Raw genomic sequence first — 18553 nt, forward strand, 5'->3', positions numbered from 1 at the left:
AGCTTTTCAGCATAGATTACCGGAAGCCGCCGTTTTTCAGCGTGCGCGCAGCATGATCAGATTTCCGCCCAGGACGCAGAAGAGCCCGGCCACGGCCAGGGGCGTCCAGTGATAGCCTTCAAAGATCGTCGACAGCGTCAGCGCGACCACGGGGAAAAGAACGGTCGCATAGCCGGCGCGCGCCGAGCCGATCCGGCCCAGCAGCGTCAGATAGGAAGCGAAGGCGATCACCGAGGCGATGATCGCCAGATAGACGAGACCGCCGAAATAGGCGACCGACCACTCCACGGCAAAGCTTTGCCCCCTGAGAAGCGACACGATCCCCAGAAACACCATGCCGTAGACCATGCCCCAGGCAGTGGCCGGCGTCACGCCGATGCCGCGCCGCTGAGTGTCGGCCGACAGCATGTTCCCGAAGCAGAAAGACAGCGTTCCCCCGATGCAGAAAGCCAGTCCGATGGCGGCATGCGAATTGAATTCGGCACCCGTGAGCTGTGGCCAGAACATCAGGCCGATGCCGATGAAGCCCATGAAACCGGCGGCGAGGGCCAGAAGATTCGGCCGCTGACCGAATAGAATCAGGCCCAGGAACAGGTTGAATATGGACGCCGTGGAAAAGATCACCGCGAGCAGGCCGGAGGGCAGGTAGGACGCGCCGTAGTAGAAGAGCGTGAAATTGGTCGAGAACAGGAATGCACCGAGGCCGGCGAAACGCAGATGGTCCCGAAACGGGAACGACATCCTGTGTCCCCGCGCTTTCGCCCAGATCATCATGACCGCTGCCGCCAGCACGAAACGCCAGAAGACGGAGACTTCCGGCGAGACAGTCGCGACCTGGCTCTTCATGGCGATCCAGCTGAATCCCCAGGCAAGCACGGTGGTGGCGTAAAGACCGTAGTCGGCCGGTGTGAAACCGGCAGTTTCCCGGCGCAGGGCAGGCGTGGCAACGCTCATGTGAAAACCGATCCAGACTGTGATGCAGGGTAATCTGGTCGCCCCACCCCATCAGCACAAGTGATTGTTTTTGATCTTCTCATCAGCAAAGACGATAGGTTTAAAGCAACTGCGCCCGTTCGTGGAGAAGTGTTCTTGCCGATGATATCCGCGCGCAACTTCCCGGCCAGAGCGGGTGCTGTGAAACCGAAACCCGCGTCCATACCGCGCGGGCCGAATTGTTCGGCGCCGCGCTCTTTTCTGCCTGTCTTGTGGTGCTCCGGGTTCTGCTGGCAGTCCTCAAAGAACCATGTTGTGTCGGCCCACCCTGGCGATGTCGGTTTCGCCGCAAAGTCCCATGGTGACGTCGAGTTCCTTGTGCAGAATCTCCAGTACCTTGGTCACGCCGTCCTTGCCTTTGGCGCCCAGGCCGTAGATGAAGGCGCGGCCGATATAGGTGCTGCGGGCACCCATGGCGACGGCCTTGAAGATGTCCTGGCCGGAGCGGATGCCGCCGTCGAAATGAACCTCGATCCGGTCGCCGACCGCATCGACGATGTCGCCCAGGACATCGTAGGAGGCCAGCGCGCCGTCGAGCTGGCGGCCGCCATGGTTTGAAACCACGATGGCGTCCGCACCGATATCGGCGGCGATCTTTGCGTCCTCGACGTCGTTGATGCCCTTGAGGATCAGCTTGCGATCCCAGTGTTTCTTGACCCATTCGACGGAGGACCAGTCCAGTGTCGGATCGAACTGGCTGTTGGTCCATTCGGCCAGCGACGTCATGTCGTCAACGCCCGAGACGTGACCGTGAATGTTGCCGAACTGGCGCCGCTTGGTCTGCAGCATCTGCCAGCACCAGCGGGGCTTGAGCGCGAGATCCGCCAGCACGGCCGGGCCTGGCTTCGGCGGTGTCGACAGACCGTTCTTGATGTCCCGGTGACGCTGGCCGAGGACCTGAAGATCGAGCGTCAGTACCAGAGCAGAGCAGCCAGCCGTGTGCGCGCGCTGCATCAGTCTTTCGGAAAAGCCGCGGTCGCGCATCACGTAAAGCTGGAACCAGAAGGGCGACTTCGTGTTTTCCGCAACGTCCTCGATGGAACAGATGCTCATGGTGGACAAGGTGAACGGGACACCGAATTCCTCGGCCGCCTGGGCAGCGAGGATCTCGCCATCGGCGTGTTGCATCCCGGTCAGCCCGACCGGCGCGAGAGCGACCGGCATCGACACATCCTCCCCGATCATCGTCGTCTTGACGGAGCGGTTGTCGATGTTGCGGGCGACCCGCTGGCGCAGCTTCTGGCGCTGCAGCGCCGCCTCGTTCTCGTGATAGGTGCTCTGGGTCCAGGAGCCCGTGTCGGCATATTCGTAGAACATTTTCGGCACCCGGCGTTTTGCCAGAGCCTGCAGATCCGCAACATCGGTCACAATTGTCATGGGTTTTCCTCCAGGATGCTCAGGAACGAGCTGAATTCTTCAGGGGTTTGTTGATCCTCAGACCGGCGAGCTGTTCGCGCTGGTCCATGGCCTGCGCGTCGGCCAGGGTGCCGCGCACGTAGTCGATATGATCCTGTGACGCCCGGTGGGCCCCGTCGGGGTCCCGGCGGCGGATGGCATCCGCGATGGACTTGTGCTGCTGCAAGAGTTCAATGCGCGCGGTCGGGTGGTGATAGAGACGCCCGCGGTTATAGAAAACGCCGTTTTCCAGCAGCCGGTAGCAGGACCTCAAGGTGTGCAGCATGACCACATTGTGGGCGGCCTCGCCGACCGCATGATGAAAGTCGACATCCAGCCGGGTTTCAGCGGCCAGATCTTCTGCGTCATGGGCGCTCTGCATCTGCCGGATGATCTCGTCAAGGCGCGCGATGTCGGACGGTGCGGCCCGCAAGGCGGCCTGTGCCGCAGCCTGGCTCTCGATGCCGCGCCTGAATTCGAAATAGTCGCTGATGGCGGAAGGATGCCGGGCGATGAGCTGAACGATGGCTTCGGAGAAGATCGGGCCGATCAGGTCGCAGACAAAGGTGCCACCGCCCTGGCGGGCTTCGATCAGTTGCCGCTCCTCAAGTTGCTTCAGAGCATCCCTGAGAACCGGTCGCGATACCTTCATGCGCTCGGCCAGGGTTCTTTCCGGAGGCAGTCTGTCCCCGGACTGCAGAACACCCTTCAGGATCAGATCCTCGATCTGTTCCACGGCGGCATCCGCCGTTTTCTGATGGTCTACAGGTTGAAACATGCCAGCCGGCCTCTCCGCGTCAGGCTGGAAAATAACGTCGAAACAGAAATTGGTCAATTTTCTTATCCAATTTAACGGTACGCAATCACCCCATTTCAGCGTCATATTGTCCCGACAGAGCTAATCCTGGTTGGTCTCCCGACGCCACGGGGCGAAGGTGAAGCTCCACGAACAATGTGCGCAAACGGGGTTGCCAGCTTGGATCAGGGCTCAGAAAACGGATCGTCCTTTCCTGCCTTCCGGACATCGCCGCTGCGCGAGAAGGTCCTGGGCGAAGTCCATGCCCGCCCGCTTCGCCCCCTTGGCAGTCCGCGGACCGTCTTGCATTACGCCTTTCTGACCGGTGTGCAGGAAGCGGCCGAAGATCATGCCTGGCTGAACGAATTTTGCGTTTCCAGGGGAGGGCACGGCCCGGCGCCCGGCGCCCGTCATCACAGGCTTTCCTTTGGCGGCGGTACGCTCAGCTGGGAACAGCATGCGGAATTCACCACCTACACATGGGATGGGGCCGCAAGGTCCGAAACGCTTTTCGGGTCGGTGCCGGCATCCCATCCTTTCGGCGCGGCCTTCAGGGCACCTGGCGACCTCTTGGTCGCTGTCCGTCTGGAAGTGCGCGGGTCCGAAGATATTCAGGATTGGCGGGAGAGGTTCGACGCCGGCAGTCTGACCGTGTCCGAGGTGGAGGACAGCGCTGCCCTGGTGGCAACCGATTTCCGCCAGGACGGTGACGGCCTGACCCGCTTTCTCGTGCTCAACCGTTCGCTGAGCGACGTGCGTCTCGGCGCGGTCGTGCAACGCCTTCTGGAACTGGAAACCTATCGAACGCTGGCCATGCTCGGCCTGTTCAAGGCGACGGACCTGCAACCGGAGATCAGACGGTTCGAGATAGAACTGGCCGAATTGACGGAACAGATAAAGGAATCGTCCGGACTGGGGGCGAACCAGAAACTGCTGGGAAGGCTGAGCGAAATGGCGGCCGCCTTGGAAGCCGGGGCGACGGCGAGCGCGTTCCGCTTTGGCGCAAGCCGGGCCTACGACGGGATCGTCAAGGCCAGACTGCATGCACTGAAGGAGAAAGCCGCTCCCGGAGACCTGTCGATGGCTGCGTTCCTGACGCGCCGTTTGACGCCTGCCATGCAGACCTGCCAGGCGACCGAGGATCGCCAGGCCATGCTGTCCCGCAAACTCGCAAGGGCCACGACCCTGCTGCGCACGCGCGTTGATGTCGAGTTGGAGGACCAGAACAGCAAACTGCTGCAGTCCATGAACCGCCGTGCCCATCTGCAACTGAGGCTGCAGCAGACCGTCGAGGGACTGTCGGTTGCGGCCGTCAGCTACTATGTGGTCGGGCTGATTTACTATCTGGCGAAGGCTGCCACGGAGACCGGATTGCCCGTCCCGGATGCGAATGTCACCACCGGGCTCGCCGTGCCTGTTGTCTTGCTCCTGATCTGGTGGCTGGTCCGGCGAATCCGCAAGAAGCACGACGATCACTGAAGCCTCTGGCGCCGGCCACGCGCATGATCCATAGGGCAACGATGCCAGGGAAATTGCCCCGGAAAACAAAACAGTCCGGGAAATCCCGGCCTCAGCGTGGTGACGAAGCAATAGCTTTACCGCTGTCATCAACTCTGTTGAGTGAACTGAGAAGCTGACTACCACCCTCGGCAGTCATCCCGGCCAAGCGCAGCGCGAGCCGGGATCGGAGAGCCACATTCTTTGCTGTTACGGCATTCTCTATCAATAGCTGACGGCTCACCGATCCCGTATCTTCGCTACGCTGCGTCCGGGATGACGACTTGAGGGTTCTCACCAGTCCGGGGCCGGGAAATCCCGGCCTCTCGAGTGTTGTCAGCCGAATGGGCTTATTTGGTCGTGCCGTCTTCGTTGAACTGCGCCAGGTAAGCGATCACGTTTTCGCGGTCGGCTTCTTTCTTCAGTCCGGCGAACGCCATCTTGCCCTTGGGAATGAGATCCTTCGGCTTGGTCAGGTACACATCCAGCGTCTCGACGTCCCAGACCTTGCCGTCTCCCACTTCAAGGAGAGACTTGGAGTATTTGTAGTCTTCAATCGCGCCGAACGGACGGTCGACAATTCCGTTGAGCTCCGGCCCGACCTTGTTCTTGGCGCCTTCACCAACCGCATGGCAGGCGGCGCATTTCTTGAAAACCTTCTCACCCTTGGCGGGGTCGCCTTCGGCACTTGCCTGCACGGTCAGCGCAAGAAGCGCCGTTCCGGCGATTATCAGCAATCGCTGCATAGTATTCTCCCTCGGATTTAAACTCTCAACCACACAACAGGATGCAAGAGATCGACGCAAGTGACGCACAGTCGCAGGCACATTGTGTCGCGGTCAGCTTGCCCGCGCCGCGCTCGGCAGATGGAGCCAGTCTTCCAGGCCGGCGTCCCAATAGGGCGAAGAGCCGTAAAGATGCGCCAGGAAATCGATGAAGACCCGGACTTTCGCCGGCAGGAACTGGCGGCTCGGATAAACCGCGTAGAGGCCGACATCTTTCGACGCCCTGTATTCCGGCAACAGGATCTGCAGTTTGCCCGCCCGCAACTCCGGACCCACATCCCATGTCGAGCGAAGAGCGATCCCGACACCGGCCAGCAGACATTCGCGCACGACTTCGTTGGAGTTGGTCTTGATGGGCGCACGCGTGCGGATGGTCACCGTGCCGTCGGGGCCGGCCAGCCGCCAGGGGTCCTGATTTGTCGCGGCCAGCGTCACATGATTGCCCGCCAGGTCTTCGATGCTTTGTGGTGCGCCGTGCCGTTTCACATAGTCGGGGCTGGCGCACAGGATCCGGTGCACGGGGGCAAGTCGGCGGGCGACAAGACTGGAGTCGGACAGTTCCGCGATGCGGACCGCAAGGTCGTAACCGTCCCCGACGATGTCGACGAAATCGTCGGAAAGATCGAGGTTGACCGAGAGGTCCGGGTTTTCGATCAGGAATTTTCCCATGTGCGGGGCGATATGCAGACGGCCGAAGGACGTCGGTACAGCCACTTTCAGAATGCCGCGCGCCCGGGCGGACCCGCGTGACACGAAGGATTCGGCTTCTTCCACCGAGGCCAGTATGGCGATGACACGTTCGTAAAAACCCTGCCCCGCCTCCGTCATGGCGATCTGGCGCGTCGTTCGCTGCAGGAGCCGCGTCCCGAGTTTTTCCTCAAGCCGCCGGATGCGCTTGGAGACCACGGCTGGCGACAGGTTCATTTCACGCCCGGCCGCGGACATGCTGCCGGCGCTCACCACTCGGGCGAAAATCTCCATGTCGGTCAGATTGCTCATTTTCAATCTCTCAGAAAGACATCTATTATTGTGCGGACGTTTCCCTTGGCCGAGATACTTGCCACACTTGAGGGGAGCTGTTGATCTATCACCACTGCTTACGTACGAGCAATTTGCGTGGATCATCAAACGTATATGTGAAAGGAGTCCACTCTGTGACCGCGATCGCCATGCCTGCCCCGGACCGGGATGTTCTCGCCCGCCGCCGGGAGATCCTGAGCGCGCTTCAGGCGATCGTCCCCGGAGAGGGCGTGATCCACGACGAGCGCGAGATGCGCGCCTATGAAACGGACGCTCTCACCGCCTATCGGCAGCTCCCCCTTATCGTGGTTCTTCCCGAAACGGTCGATCAGGTCTCCAGGGTTCTCAGGTACTGTTACGACAACGACGTCAAGGTGGTGCCGCGCGGGGCGGGGACATCGCTGTCCGGTGGCGCCCTGCCGCTGGAGGACGGCGTGCTGCTGTCGATGATGAAGTTCAACCAGGTTCTCGACATCGACTATGCCAACCGGGCGGTCGTCGTACAACCGGGCGTGACCAATCTCGGCATCACGCGCGCAGTGGAAGGCGAGGGCTTCTATTACGCGCCGGATCCGTCCTCCCAGATTGCCTGTTCCATCGGTGGCAATATCGCGGAAAACTCCGGTGGAGTGCACTGCCTGAAATACGGTCTGACCACAAACAACGTGCTCGGCCTGGAAATGGTGTTGATCACCGGCGAGGTGATCCGCCTTGGCGGCAAGCACCTGGACAGCGAAGGGTACGATTTTCTGGCGCTGATGACCGGTTCGGAGGGACTGCTCGGCGTGGTGACCGAAGTTACCGTCCGCATCCTGCAAAAGCCTGAGACGGCGCGCGCGCTGCTCATCGGTTTTCCGGCCAGCGAGGACGGCGGCCGCTGCGTGGCCGATATCATCGCGGCCGGCATCATTCCTGGCGGTATGGAAATGATGGACCGGCTTGCCATTCATGCTGCGGAAGATTTTGTCCACGCAGGCTATCCGCTCGATGTCGAGGCTCTGCTGATCGTGGAGCTGGACGGGCCGGAGCGTGAGGTCGATTACCTGATCGGCCGTGTCGAGGAAATCGCCCGGGCCCATGCGGCAAGCCACGTGCGGATCTCGGCGAACGAAGAGGAACGCATGACGTTCTGGGCGGGACGCAAGGCGGCATTTCCGGCCGTCGGGCGGATCTCGCCGGACTATCTGTGCATGGACGGCACGATCCCGCGCCGCGAGCTGCCAAAGGTGCTCGCCCGCATGCGGGACCTGGGTGAAAAGCACGGGCTTCGCGTTGCCAATGTCTTTCACGCCGGCGACGGCAACCTTCATCCGCTGATCCTTTACGATGCCAACAAGCCGGGGGAACTGGAGGCTGCCGAAGCCTTCGGCGCTGATATCCTGCGGTTGTGCGTGGAGGTCGGCGGCGTGCTGACCGGCGAGCATGGTGTCGGTATCGAGAAACGCGACCTGATGACGGAAATGTTCTCCGAAGACGATCTTAAGCAGCAGCAACGGGTCAAATGCGCTTTCGATGAAAAGCATCTGCTCAACCCCGGCAAGGTCTTCCCCTTGCTGCACCGGTGCGCAGAACTGGGCAAGATGCACGTCCACAAGGGCCAACTGCCCTTTCCCGACATCCCGCGCTTCTGAGGAATTCCCGAAATGGATGCAACGTTCAAGCCGCGCGATACGCGGCAGGTTGAAGATGCGGTGAAATGGGCGGCTGCAGAGGATCAGCCGCTGGAAGTCGTCGGGCACGGGTCCAAGAGAAAGCTCGGCCGCCCTGTGCAGGCGGCCCATGTTCTCGATCTGTCAGGCCTCACCGGCATCGAAAGTTACGAACCGGCGGAGCTTGTGCTGACCGTCAAGGCGGGAACAGCGATCGCCGAAGTCGAGAAGCTTGTCGGCGACAACGGCCAGGAACTCTCGTTCGAACCGATGGACTACGGGCCGCTGCTCGGGGAAGAGCCCGGACGGGGAACCGTCGGCGGCGTACTGGCGGCAAACCTCTCCGGTCCGCGCCGCATCAAGGCGGGTGCGGCGCGCGACCACGTGCTTGGCATGGAAGCCGTGTCCGGACGCGGGGAAATCTTCAATTCCGGCGGCAAGGTGGTCAAGAACGTCACCGGCTATGATCTGCCGAGGGCGCTCTGCGGGTCTTTCGGAACCCTGGCGGTTGCGACCACGGTCACACTCAAGGTCAATCCGAAACCGGAAACCTCGGCAACTTTCCTGCTGGATGGTCTGGAGGAGGCCGACGCGATCAAGGCCCTGTGCCTGGCCATGGGGTCGTCGGCCGAAGTGTCCGGGGCAGCCCACTTGCCCGGTGGCATCGACGGCGAAGCCGGCAAGACCGTTCTTCGGCTGGAAGGGTTCGAAACCTCTGTCGATTACCGCTTCAAGACGCTGGAAAAGCTTCTGGCGCAATTCGGCGCGCCTGCCCGCCTTGCAGAAGAGGAGTCCGGAAAACTCTGGCGCAACATCCGCGATGTGCTGCCGTTCGCCAGCTCGGAGACACCAGTGTGGCGGGTGTCCGTTGCTCCGGCGTCCGGCCCGATGCTGGTGGAGCGTCTGAAGGCGGCGCTCGACATGAGGGCATTCTTCGACTGGAGCGGCGGTCTTGTCTGGCTTTCCTGCGACGATGGAGAACTTCACGAGGCGGAAATTCGCGCGGCGCTTCAGGATGCAGGCGGAGGTCACGCGACACTGGTGCGCGCGGATCCGTCGGTCCGTTCGACTGTGCCGGTGTTCCAGCCCCAACCCGCTCCCCTGGCCGCGCTTTCGCGCCGCCTGAAGGAGCAATTTGACCCAAAAGGCATTCTGAACGCTGGACGAATGGTCGCGGGCGTGTAGTCTTATTCGTATATTTTCACGTGGATATTTCTAGCGGAGAGCATAATGGACCAACAATCCGGCGCTGAAGGTTATCTGGAGCCAGGCGGCAAGAACGTCAGCCTTGTCTACATTCTGTATCTGGTGAGCATTCTATTCGGTATCACCATGCTGGTCGGCATCATCTTCGCCTACCTGAACAGGGGCAAGGCCGGCGGCTGGGTCGACACCCACTACACATACCAGATCCGGACATTCTGGATTGGTTTGCTGGGCAGCGTGGTCGGTGTTCTCCTGGTCTTCGTTGTCGTTGGGGTGTTTCTTTTGATCGCACTCCTGATCTGGATGATCATCCGCTGTATCAAGGGGTTGCAGCTTGCCTCTCGCGGCGAGCCCATACCGGACCCGAATACCTGGCTGTTCTGACGCTTCTTGACGAAAAGAAACGAGACCCGGCCGCAGGATCGCGGGCGGGTTTCGTGTTTCTTCAGCTGAATTCATTCCGTTGTGAGGGTGCTCTTGTGCCGGAATGATACCTTGTGCGGCGAAAACCCAGCCCCTACGATCCGGGTCACTCGCAAGGAGAGTTCCGCAGCAAATGCGGGCAATTGAGGGACGCCGGACACCATGCAGACCAATTTCACCGCAGAGCAGCTGAAGGACAGCCATGTCGCAGAGTCTGAAAAGATCCTGCGCAAATGCGTTCATTGCGGGTTCTGCACGGCAACCTGTCCGACCTTCACATTGCTGGGCGATGAGCTCGACAGCCCGCGCGGCAGAATCTATCTGATCAAGGACATGCTGGAAAACGACCGTCCAGCTGACGAGAAGATCGTCAAGCATATCGACCGCTGCCTGTCCTGCCTTGCCTGCATGACCACCTGTCCTTCCGGGGTGCACTACATGCATCTTGTCGATCATGCCCGCGCCCACATCGAAAAGACCTACAGACGGCCGGCGTCAGACAGGTTGCTGCGGTCAGTGCTTGCTTTCGTTCTGCCCTATCCAAAACGCTTCCGTCTTGCTCTGATCGGCGCATTCTTCGCTCGTCCGTTTGCCGGTGCGCTGAAGGCGCTGGGAGGACCTTTGGCCAAGATCGGTGCGATGCTGGAACTGGCGCCTGCAAGTTCCCCAGGCAGGGGAGAACATGAAGGTCCAGGTGTGTTCGCGGCCGAAACCACGGCCGGCAAGGGCCGTGTTGCCCTTCTGGGCGGATGCGCCCAGCCGGTGCTCAATCCCGGTATCAACGACGCCACGATCCGGCTGCTGAGCCGGGCGGGTTACGAAATCGTTCTGCCCGAAGGCGAGGTCTGCTGCGGCGCGCTTGTTCATCACATGGGCAAGGAAGAGGCGGCTCTGGAAAACGCCCGCCGCAATGTCGATGTCTGGATGCGAGAAGTCGACGCCGGCGGACTGGATGCCATCCTGATCACCGCGTCCGGCTGCGGCACGACGATAAAGGATTACGCCCACATGTTGAGAGAGGACCCGGCCTATGCCCTGAAGGCCGCCCGGGTCTCCGCTCTGGCAAAGGATGTGACCGAGTTCCTGACCGGTGTCGATCTTGGCACACCTGCCGCCAAACCGGATCTGACCATCGCCTATCATTCCGCCTGTTCCATGCAGCACGGCCAGAAGATCACCCGCCAGCCGAAGGATCTTCTGACGGGGGCCGGCTTCAGGGTCAAGGATGTGCCGGAAGGGCATCTGTGCTGCGGCTCGGCAGGAACCTACAACATTCTCCAGCCGGAAATTGCCCGCCGCCTGCGCGACAGGAAGGTGGCCAATATTGAGAAAACCAGGCCGGACGTCATCGCCACCGGCAATATCGGCTGCATGACTCAGATCGGTCTGGGGACCGACATACCGATCCTGCATACGGTGGAGCTTCTCGACTGGGCCTATGGCGGACGGCAGCCGGAAAGCCTGTCCTCCGTCCTGCTTTCCTCGGAAGCTGCGGAATAGGGCACCCGGCTTTTCCCGGTCAGCCTTCGCGCGTGCCCAGTTGTATCGGGGTGTCCTCGGGCTGCTTGTCCGGTTCCTGGCCTGCAAGTCTCAAGGTCCGTTCCAGCAGTTGCTCGTAGATCGGCCGGCCGCCCAGGTGGTGCGCCGTGAGGGATGCTGTGGTGCAGGTCACCAGAACCGGCATGATCAGGGCGTAGGCGCCCGTCAGTTCCATCACCAGCACGACGCCGACAAGCGGTGCGCGCACGGAGGCCGCGAAGAAACCGCCCATGGCAGCCACCGCGCAGGCGGCCCGGAAGTCGTCATCTACAATGGGCAGGAGTTCCGCCGCCCCCGTACCGAAGGCGAGCCCGGCGCAGGTTGCGATGGACAGCATCGGTGCGAAGATCCCGCCGGGGACGCCCGAGGCATAGGAAAACAGCACGCCGCCGAAACGCAGCAAGGTGAGCAGGAGCAGGACCAAAACACCCTGATGGGAGGTGATCAGTCCGCGCACCAGATCTTCACCGCCGGTGGTCGCGTCCGGGAGAGCGATCAGAAGAGCTCCGGTGACTCCGCCGACGGCAAGCGCCGGCAGCCAGCGCAGTCCGATCCGGATTGTCTGGAACAGGTCCATGACCTTGATCAGCGCCCAGTTGAAGAAGACGCCGAGTGCGCCGAGAAAAACGCCGAGAAGGCCGAGCAGGAAGAAGCTCCAGATCGGCACATAGGACACCGTGACCAGCAGCGGTGGGCCGATGTGCGTCAGCTTGACCGTGACTGCCGCGCTCAGGATCGAGGCGATGATGACGGCCATGTAAGTCCGGTAGCCAAACGGAAACTGTCGTCTGGTTTCCTCCACGATGAACAGGATTGCCGCCAGCGGCGCATTGAAGGCCGCGGCCAGACCGGCGGCGGCGCCTGCTGCCAGAAGTCCCTTGTGATCGGACGACGAAAGCCCTTGCGATCTGGAAAGCGCTTCGGCCGTCATCGCCCCCATGTGAATGGTCGGGCCCTCCCGGCCGAGCACCAGGCCGGATCCGAGCGCCAGCAGCCCGCCGAAAAACTTCGCGATCAGCACTCTGGCCCACCGTACGGGTCGCTTGTCCTCCATGGCGCCTTCGATTTCCTGAATGCCGCTGCCGGCAGCTTCGGGCGCTATTCGCTGGACCAGAAAGAACGCTCCGACGACCGCAGCGCCGGAGATCGCAATCGACACCACGTAGGGCAACACACCGGTGCCCAGAGAGGTCCTGAGTGCGGCGAACTGCGCAAGCAGAATTTCCACGCCGGAATGAAACCCGGCGCCGATAATTCCGACGAGCACTCCGACCAGAGCTGCCTTGGCGAAATAGGTGGCATCCGGTCCGGGTGAAAAATGTTTCAAACGATCTGTCATGCCTCGGACCGGCTTTGTCGGGGGAAGGGCGGCGATTGAGTCGACGGTATCGACAAATTGCAGGGAAAGAGGAAGCTCCGCAAGTGAGGGCTTCGCTCGGTATAATCAGGGAAACCGCACGGCAGACCGCGCGGTTTCCTCAAAGTCGCAAGATCTCCGATGACGGATCGGCTCAGATCACGATGACCTTGGTGCCGACGCCAACCCGCTCGTAGAGATCCATCACATCCTCGTTGCGCATGCGGATGCAGCCGGAAGATACAGCGTGACCGATGGTCCAGGGCTGATTGGAACCGTGGATACGGTAGAGCGTCGATCCGAGATAGAGCGCGCGGGCGCCCAGCGGGTTTTGCGGACCGCCGGCCATGAAGGTCGGCAATTCCGGACGGCGTTTGCGCATCTCTGCCGGCGGGCGCCAGTCCGGCCACTCGGCCTTGCGGGTAATCTTGTGTGTTCCGGCCCACTCGAAACCGGGTTTGCCGACGCCGACGCCGTAACGCCGGGCGGTGCCGTCATTCTGCACCAGATAGAGATGCCGGGTGTTCGTGTCGATCACGATCGTGCCCGGTTTGTGCTTGCCATCATAATCGACGATCGTCGGCAGGAACTCCGGTGCGGTCTGGCGGCTCGTCGGTGCGCTGGCCTGGCGCTGCGGCTGCTGGCGCACCGGTTGCTGGCGGGGCGACCACCAGTTGGCGCGGCGGACCTGCGGCTGCATCACCTGGCGCCGCTGAACAGGAGGCGCGGCGCGTCGGGTGGCCCGCGGCTGCAATTGCAGCACCCAGGGTTCCGCGAGGTTCGGACTGAGGACGAGCGGCGGTGGAGACACCTGTCCGGCATTCGCCTGTGGAATGAAAAACGCGGCAGTGAATAACAATGTGCCGCCCAGGATCAGTAACTTGGAAGAAACAATGCGTAAATGGAACATGGCTGTACTCTTGATACTTGTCATCGACCACGTTTAGCGACTTTTCGGGTCGCCAATTAACGGATTGGAAATGATGATAAGGGTTCACGCTCTTCCAAAAGTGAATCCGGTACAGTGTATTTTGGTAATTCTTCCTTATGGTTATCTATTGGTTGAGAAACAGTCTTAATGAAATACTTTCCTCTGGGGGAGGGGAAACGCAATCAAAATCGCCGAAGTTGAAATCCTTGGTCTTTCACGAAGACCTTGGTTAACGAACCCGCCGCCGGGCGTCGCGCACCACCAGTGGCAAAACTGCCCGGGTCTGCTTCAACGACATGCCCGGTTTGATACGCGGATCGTAAAGCATGTTCAAAATGAGCTGGTCGAACACGGTGAACCGGCTGTGACGCGAGGAATCGTTAAAGACTGAATGGGTGAGATCCTCGTCGTCGTTCATCGGCCCGAGGCCCTGCAGCACTTCTTCCACCAGGCATCGCTTGAAAAGGAATTCGCCTTCATCGGAAACGATCACCGCAGCAGAGCGTTTGATACCGTCGCGGCCTGAGACGACGCGCACCAGGCAACGTCCTGGAACGTTCGCACGCTCGCTCTTGTAGATTTCCGTTTTGACGACACGCTCATACTGGGCGCGGTCGACCACATAGACCTCGAAATTCGCCTCGGCGGGATCGCGCGCGATACCTGTCTTCAGTCCGTCGACCCGCTTGTCGATTTCGCGCACGAACTGGTGGACTGTCTGTGTCCGGTCGCGTGAAGAAAGATTGTGAACCTGAAATAAAACCGGCCGGGTAAACTTTTTTACCAGATAGGGACGCCAGCTCCAGCTGCGGTATTCCAGGCCGAATACTGTTTTTTCAAATCCATAGAGAAGTTCTTCAGTGGTAAAAGTATCATTCGCCGCCATTGCCGGAGCTGCAGACAGAAATCCTGCAAACAGGATCGTCGAAAGAAAACGCAGGACTCGCATTCAGATCAATTCGCCTTCGCGTGTGGCGCAAGGTCCGTCAGCTCCTGGAATTCGGCAGAGTTTGGCTGACTTTAGCATGCGATGAGCTGTTCCGTTGATTCAGCGGGAGGATAACCAATGGTCCCCGAAGAGGGAAGCCAAGAAACGGTTACCAAAGATCAAAAGGGCCCTCCGTCTTCGGCAAGCATCTCAAAAACATTTCTTTAAGCTTCCCCGGCTATAAGTGCAGGACAGTTTGAATTGAATACGCCTGGACAGGCACGCGACGGGAGTAGGCATGGCCGCGGTGAAAAGATCCTTTCGAGCGGAAAGCTTGATACGCATGAATTCCGGGGTATCCGACAGCCCCGCCTTTGCTGAAGAACGCCGCCACCAGGAGCTCCTGGCAGAACTGGCAAGCGTAAAATCCATGATCCAGAGCGGGGAAGGGCAGCAGCAGGCTGCAATGGACCCGGAAGCCATGAGCGCTACGGTTCTGGCAGAGTTTCGCAAGGAAATGTCGGAAGCGGCCAAATTGAAGGTCGAGCTCGACGCAATCTATGAAGCGATCGCGCAGACCAAGAAGGAAATCGCGACACTTCACCAGACGACCGGTTCCGAGGGCGAGGAGATGACCCGCGTAACCAACGAGCTGGATGCCGTCGTGGACGGTACCGAGGGCGCGACCGAATCCATTCTGACCGCTGCCGAGTTCATCGACGAAACCGCCAACACCCTTTCCGCCAGGCTTAATGCTCAGGACCAGGAACTGGCGAACGACATTCAGGACAAGGTCGTTCATATTTTCGAGGCCTGCAACTTCCAGGATCTGACCGGTCAGCGCATCACCAAGGTGGTCAATACCCTGCGCTTCGTTGAAGACAGGATCACGCAGATGATGGATATCTGGGGCGGCATCGAAAGCTTCCAGGATATCGAGATCGAGGAACGCGAGCAGAAGGAAGGCGACGCGGCACTGCTCAACGGCCCGTCGCTGGACCACGATGTGGACGTTGCCAGCCAGGACGACATCGACGCCCTGTTTGCCTGACAGCTTCCCAACTGTTTTCGAAAAACCCGGCCAAGTGCCGGGTTTTTTGGTTTCAGGCCGGGAGGTCGCAACACCATTTGCCCTTGCGCTCCGATCCTTTCGACCTTACCAACGGGAGAACAAAGAGTGAATAAAGGGCATGTACATGGCGGAACAGGACAGCGGCGGCACGGTGAAAGCGGAGCGCGATCCGGTCACGGGACTGCTTGCCGGCAACGATGGGCGGCTGCGGTGCTGGTGGCACGGCAACCTGGAGGACTACCGGCTCTATCACGACACCGAATGGGGCTGGCCGGTTGACGAGGACCGCCGCCTTTTCGAGAAGGTTTGCCTGGAAGGTTTCCAGTCGGGCCTCTCCTGGCTGACCATTCTGCGCAAGCGCGACGCCTTCCGGGCGGCCTTCGCCAATTTTGAATTCGAGACGGTTGCCACGTTCACCGAAGCCGATGTCGAGCGCTGTCTGGGGGATGCCGGTATTGTCCGCCACCGCAGGAAAATCGAGTCGACCATCAACAACGCGAAACGCGCCTTGGAGCTGAAAGCCGAATTCGGCACGCTTGCCGCCTATTTCTGGTCTTTCGAACCCAAACCGGAGAACCGGCCGGACAAACTCGATTTCGCGACGGCAAGAACGCTCGGCAAGACGGAAGAGAGCACGGCGCTCTCCAAGGACCTGAAAAAACGTGGCTGGAGCTTCGTCGGTCCCACCACCATCTACGCCTTCATGCAATCCATGGGCATGGTCAACGACCACCTGGAGGGCTGCTGCTGCCGCGACCGGATCGAACAGGCGCGGGCGGACTTCAAAAGGCCGGGCTGATAAAGAGTGGTTATTCAGCCTACCGGCTCATTGAAAGAACTACCCGCCCACCTTGTCCTTCAGTGGGGCGAACAGGCGGTTTTCTCTTGAGAAGACATAGTCGAGCGTTTCCACGGTGACCGTCTCCGCGCCTTCCTGAATGAGCAGCTGGGCGCAGTCGGCGACGGCATCCTTCGGACACAGCACGCTGACATGATGGCCGTCGGGAGCGTCGGAAAACCTCTGCAGCGCGCCAATCTGGCTTACGGATCTGAGCGCTTGCGTCCGGTCATCGACGACAGCCTTGACCAGTTTGACATCGCGGGCGGCTTCCTCGGCCGCAATCCGGTCCAGAATGGCCCGTGCCGCTGCAAGCGCGGTCTCGGACCAGTCGGCCTTGAGAGAGGCGACCAGATTGGCCTGGCTTTTCAGGATCACGCCATCGGGCAGGATCTTCAGGTTGTTGGCCTGCAGCGTTGCGCCGGTGGTGGTGATATCGACGATCAGTTCCGCGGAGCCGGCAGCCGGAGCGCCTTCCGTTGCACCGGCGCTCTCCACGATCCGGTAATCGGCGATGCCATATCGGGCGAAGAAGGCCCGGGTCAGCGTGACGTATTTGGTCGCGACCCTGAGGCGGCGGCCGTGGCGGTTGCGGAAATCGGAGGCGACGTCGGAAAGATCCGCCATGGTTTCCACGTCGATCCATGCTTTCGGCACGGCGACGACCACATCCGCCGAACCGAAGCCGAGCGGCGTGACGATGTGCACCGAGTTCTCCGGATCGGTAATGTTCTCATGCACGAGGTCGAGCCCGGTAATGCCGAAATGAACCGTGCCGTCGGCAAGCGCGCGGGCGATCTCGGAGGCGGACAGAAAGGCAATCTCCACATCGGTGAGGCCCTTTATGGCACCGCGATAATTGCGCGCGCCGCCCGGCTGCACCACCTTCAGGCCCGCGCGGCCGAAGAACTCATGGGTGTTTTCCTGCAGGCGTCCCTTGGAGGGAATGGCGATGATCAGTTTGCTCATGGGTCAGCCCTTCACGCTCAAGGCAATGCGGTCGAGCCACATGGAAAAGCCGATGGCCGGAACGTCCTGTTCCGAACCCAGCAATGTCACCAGCTTGTCGTAGCGGCCACCGCCGACAAGCGGTCCTTCGACCGTGCCGGAAGCTGCATGGATTTCGAAAACGAAGCCGGAATAATAATCGAGGCGCCGTCCGAAGTCGGCGGCAAAACTCAGTCGGGATGGATCAATCCCGCCGGCGTCGAGCGCTGCGAGACGCTGCTCGAAGGCGGCCAGAGGCGTATCGAGACCGAGACCGTATTCCTTGCTGAAATCGCGCAGCACGCCAGGCGCGGCAACGGCGTCCGACTTGAGAGCGAGATAGGCACTCAGCGTCTCCGCAGCCTTGTCGTGGCCGCGCGCACCGCTGGAAAGGGCAGCCTGTTCCAGAAACCGGTCGGCAATTTCACCGGGAGTGCGGCCGCCGACGGCGGAAATTCCGGCAATGGACAGGAGATCCTCCACAACCGCATGGGCCGCTTCCGGGTCGGCGCCTTCCAGCGCGGACAGGAATCCGAGGCGCACATCGCGGCTGTCGTCATTCGAGGCCGATCCGCCGGCCATCCGGCCGATGGCGTCGGCAAGCCGGCCGGTCTCGCCGAACAGATCGCGCAGCCTCCGGCGCCAGACGGCCGGAAGGTCGAGGCCCTCCAGAATGGCGGCGAACAGGGTCTCGTCGCCGATGCGGATGGAACAATCGTCCAGACCGAATGTCTCCAGAGCCCGGACCGAAAGCGCCAGCAGATCCGCATCCGCTTGTGCGGTGTCGCTTCGCCCGAGGCTTTCCGCACCAAGCTGCGGAATTTCGCCGAGACCGTCCGCCCGCTGCCGGAACACCGGGCCGTTGTAACAATAGGCGGCAGGCAGCTTCGCGTCAGCGCGCGCCAGGTGATGACGGCAGACCGGGATGGTGAAGTCGGGCCTGAGGCACAGCTCGGCACCGTCCGTGCCGCTGGTCAGGAAAAGACGGCGGCGGATGTCCTCGCCGGTCAGGTCCAGAAAGACGTCTGCCGGCTGCAGGATCGGCGGGCTGACCAAAGTATGGCCCTCCGCGGTGAACCGCTCCAGAACCGCGTCGATCTTCGCCGGGTCCAGCCCGCTTGTCTGTGCTGCCGTCAT

The 18553-nt window shown here is 61.0% G+C and carries 17 protein-coding genes; 7 read left to right on the top strand and 10 right to left on the bottom strand.

The window, feature by feature from the left end; genetic code table 11:
- Window positions 1-36 precede the first annotated feature (36 nt).
- The 3 genes from Q1B40_RS04890 to Q1B40_RS04900 form a co-directional block, all read right to left on the bottom strand.
- Window positions 37-954: a DMT family transporter gene (locus Q1B40_RS04890; RefSeq protein WP_299810852.1), complete on the bottom strand. Its 918-nt coding sequence runs from the start codon at window positions 952-954 to the stop codon at window positions 37-39.
- A 279-nt stretch (window positions 955-1233) separates the two neighbouring features.
- Complete coding sequence (locus Q1B40_RS04895) at window positions 1234-2370, bottom strand: alpha-hydroxy acid oxidase (RefSeq protein WP_299810855.1); 1137 nt, start codon at window positions 2368-2370, stop codon at window positions 1234-1236.
- A gap of 19 nt (window positions 2371-2389) precedes the next feature.
- Window positions 2390-3166 (bottom strand): FadR/GntR family transcriptional regulator, encoded by a 777-nt coding sequence (locus Q1B40_RS04900; protein WP_299810858.1) that lies wholly within the window; start codon window positions 3164-3166, stop codon window positions 2390-2392.
- A gap of 174 nt (window positions 3167-3340) precedes the next feature.
- Between Q1B40_RS04900 and Q1B40_RS04905 the strand changes: the two genes are divergently transcribed.
- On the top strand, window positions 3341-4663 hold the full coding sequence (locus Q1B40_RS04905; protein WP_299810861.1) for a DUF3422 family protein: 1323 nt from the start codon (window positions 3341-3343) through the stop codon (window positions 4661-4663).
- Window positions 4664-5031: 368 nt separating this feature from the next.
- Here the strand turns inward: Q1B40_RS04905 and Q1B40_RS04910 are convergent, their stop codons facing one another.
- Complete coding sequence (locus tag Q1B40_RS04910; protein WP_299810864.1) at window positions 5032-5427, bottom strand: cytochrome c family protein; 396 nt, start codon at window positions 5425-5427, stop codon at window positions 5032-5034.
- Between the two features lie 93 nt (window positions 5428-5520).
- On the bottom strand, window positions 5521-6465 hold the full coding sequence (locus Q1B40_RS04915; protein WP_299810867.1) for a LysR family transcriptional regulator: 945 nt from the start codon (window positions 6463-6465) through the stop codon (window positions 5521-5523).
- A 155-nt stretch (window positions 6466-6620) separates the two neighbouring features.
- On the opposite strand from Q1B40_RS04915, the gene Q1B40_RS04920 reads away from it, so the two are divergent.
- From Q1B40_RS04920 to glcF, 4 genes are all read left to right on the top strand, one after another.
- Window positions 6621-8117, top strand: coding sequence for an FAD-linked oxidase C-terminal domain-containing protein (locus tag Q1B40_RS04920; protein ID WP_299810870.1), 1497 nt, complete (start codon window positions 6621-6623; stop codon window positions 8115-8117).
- A gap of 12 nt (window positions 8118-8129) precedes the next feature.
- On the top strand, window positions 8130-9320 hold the full coding sequence (gene glcE / locus Q1B40_RS04925; RefSeq protein ID WP_299810873.1) for a glycolate oxidase subunit GlcE: 1191 nt from the start codon (window positions 8130-8132) through the stop codon (window positions 9318-9320).
- 45 nt (window positions 9321-9365) lie between these two features.
- On the top strand, window positions 9366-9725 hold the full coding sequence (locus Q1B40_RS04930) for a hypothetical protein (RefSeq protein ID WP_299810876.1): 360 nt from the start codon (window positions 9366-9368) through the stop codon (window positions 9723-9725).
- A 201-nt stretch (window positions 9726-9926) separates the two neighbouring features.
- Window positions 9927-11264, top strand: coding sequence for a glycolate oxidase subunit GlcF (gene glcF / locus Q1B40_RS04935; protein ID WP_299810879.1), 1338 nt, complete (start codon window positions 9927-9929; stop codon window positions 11262-11264).
- Window positions 11265-11283: 19 nt separating this feature from the next.
- Here glcF and clcA read toward each other — a convergent pair whose 3' ends face one another.
- The 3 genes from clcA to Q1B40_RS04950 form a co-directional block, all read right to left on the bottom strand.
- A complete protein-coding gene (gene clcA / locus Q1B40_RS04940) occupies window positions 11284-12642 on the bottom strand; it encodes a H(+)/Cl(-) exchange transporter ClcA (protein ID WP_299810881.1) in 1359 nt (452 codons plus the stop codon).
- 172 nt (window positions 12643-12814) lie between these two features.
- Window positions 12815-13570 (bottom strand): L,D-transpeptidase, encoded by a 756-nt coding sequence (locus Q1B40_RS04945; RefSeq protein ID WP_299810884.1) that lies wholly within the window; start codon window positions 13568-13570, stop codon window positions 12815-12817.
- Window positions 13571-13820: 250 nt separating this feature from the next.
- Window positions 13821-14477, bottom strand: a complete 657-nt coding sequence (locus tag Q1B40_RS04950) for a DUF2927 domain-containing protein (protein ID WP_299810887.1) — start codon at window positions 14475-14477, stop codon at window positions 13821-13823.
- A 385-nt stretch (window positions 14478-14862) separates the two neighbouring features.
- On the opposite strand from Q1B40_RS04950, the gene Q1B40_RS04955 reads away from it, so the two are divergent.
- Both Q1B40_RS04955 and Q1B40_RS04960 read left to right on the top strand, forming a co-directional pair.
- Complete coding sequence (locus Q1B40_RS04955; protein ID WP_299810890.1) at window positions 14863-15570, top strand: protein phosphatase CheZ; 708 nt, start codon at window positions 14863-14865, stop codon at window positions 15568-15570.
- A 145-nt stretch (window positions 15571-15715) separates the two neighbouring features.
- Complete coding sequence (locus Q1B40_RS04960) at window positions 15716-16390, top strand: DNA-3-methyladenine glycosylase I (RefSeq protein WP_299810893.1); 675 nt, start codon at window positions 15716-15718, stop codon at window positions 16388-16390.
- Between the two features lie 39 nt (window positions 16391-16429).
- Here the strand turns inward: Q1B40_RS04960 and hisG are convergent, their stop codons facing one another.
- Window positions 16430-17398, bottom strand: a complete 969-nt coding sequence (gene hisG, locus Q1B40_RS04965) for an ATP phosphoribosyltransferase (protein ID WP_299810896.1) — start codon at window positions 17396-17398, stop codon at window positions 16430-16432.
- A 3-nt stretch (window positions 17399-17401) separates the two neighbouring features.
- Window positions 17402-18553 carry an ATP phosphoribosyltransferase regulatory subunit gene (locus tag Q1B40_RS04970; RefSeq protein ID WP_299810899.1) on the bottom strand — a complete coding sequence of 384 codons (1152 nt, stop codon included), beginning with the start codon at window positions 18551-18553 and terminating at the stop codon, window positions 17402-17404.

The sequence above is a fragment of the uncultured Roseibium sp. genome (genome assembly GCF_947496995.1).
In the GTDB taxonomy this organism is placed as follows: Bacteria; Pseudomonadota; Alphaproteobacteria; order Rhizobiales; family Stappiaceae; genus Roseibium.

Bases quoted from the DNA above. Each gene is read 5' to 3' on its own strand.
- Q1B40_RS04890 (WP_299810852.1), bottom strand. From the start codon at position 954: ATGAGCGTTGCCACGCCTGCCCTGCGCCGGGAAACTGCCGGTTTCACA.
- Q1B40_RS04895 (WP_299810855.1), bottom strand. From the start codon at position 2,370: ATGACAATTGTGACCGATGTTGCGGATCTGCAGGCTCTGGCAAAACGC.
- Q1B40_RS04900 (WP_299810858.1), bottom strand. From the start codon at position 3,166: ATGTTTCAACCTGTAGACCATCAGAAAACGGCGGATGCCGCCGTGGAA.
- Q1B40_RS04905 (WP_299810861.1), top strand. From the start codon at position 3,341: ATGTGCGCAAACGGGGTTGCCAGCTTGGATCAGGGCTCAGAAAACGGA.
- Q1B40_RS04910 (WP_299810864.1), bottom strand. From the start codon at position 5,427: ATGCAGCGATTGCTGATAATCGCCGGAACGGCGCTTCTTGCGCTGACC.
- Q1B40_RS04915 (WP_299810867.1), bottom strand. From the start codon at position 6,465: ATGAGCAATCTGACCGACATGGAGATTTTCGCCCGAGTGGTGAGCGCC.
- glcE (WP_299810873.1), top strand. From the start codon at position 8,130: ATGGATGCAACGTTCAAGCCGCGCGATACGCGGCAGGTTGAAGATGCG.
- Q1B40_RS04930 (WP_299810876.1), top strand. From the start codon at position 9,366: ATGGACCAACAATCCGGCGCTGAAGGTTATCTGGAGCCAGGCGGCAAG.
- glcF (WP_299810879.1), top strand. From the start codon at position 9,927: ATGCAGACCAATTTCACCGCAGAGCAGCTGAAGGACAGCCATGTCGCA.
- clcA (WP_299810881.1), bottom strand. From the start codon at position 12,642: ATGACAGATCGTTTGAAACATTTTTCACCCGGACCGGATGCCACCTAT.
- Q1B40_RS04945 (WP_299810884.1), bottom strand. From the start codon at position 13,570: ATGTTCCATTTACGCATTGTTTCTTCCAAGTTACTGATCCTGGGCGGC.
- Q1B40_RS04950 (WP_299810887.1), bottom strand. From the start codon at position 14,477: ATGGCGGCGAATGATACTTTTACCACTGAAGAACTTCTCTATGGATTT.
- Q1B40_RS04955 (WP_299810890.1), top strand. From the start codon at position 14,863: ATGAATTCCGGGGTATCCGACAGCCCCGCCTTTGCTGAAGAACGCCGC.
- Q1B40_RS04960 (WP_299810893.1), top strand. From the start codon at position 15,716: ATGGCGGAACAGGACAGCGGCGGCACGGTGAAAGCGGAGCGCGATCCG.
- hisG (WP_299810896.1), bottom strand. From the start codon at position 17,398: ATGAGCAAACTGATCATCGCCATTCCCTCCAAGGGACGCCTGCAGGAA.
- Q1B40_RS04970 (WP_299810899.1), bottom strand. From the start codon at position 18,553: ATGACGGCAGCACAGACAAGCGGGCTGGACCCGGCGAAGATCGACGCG.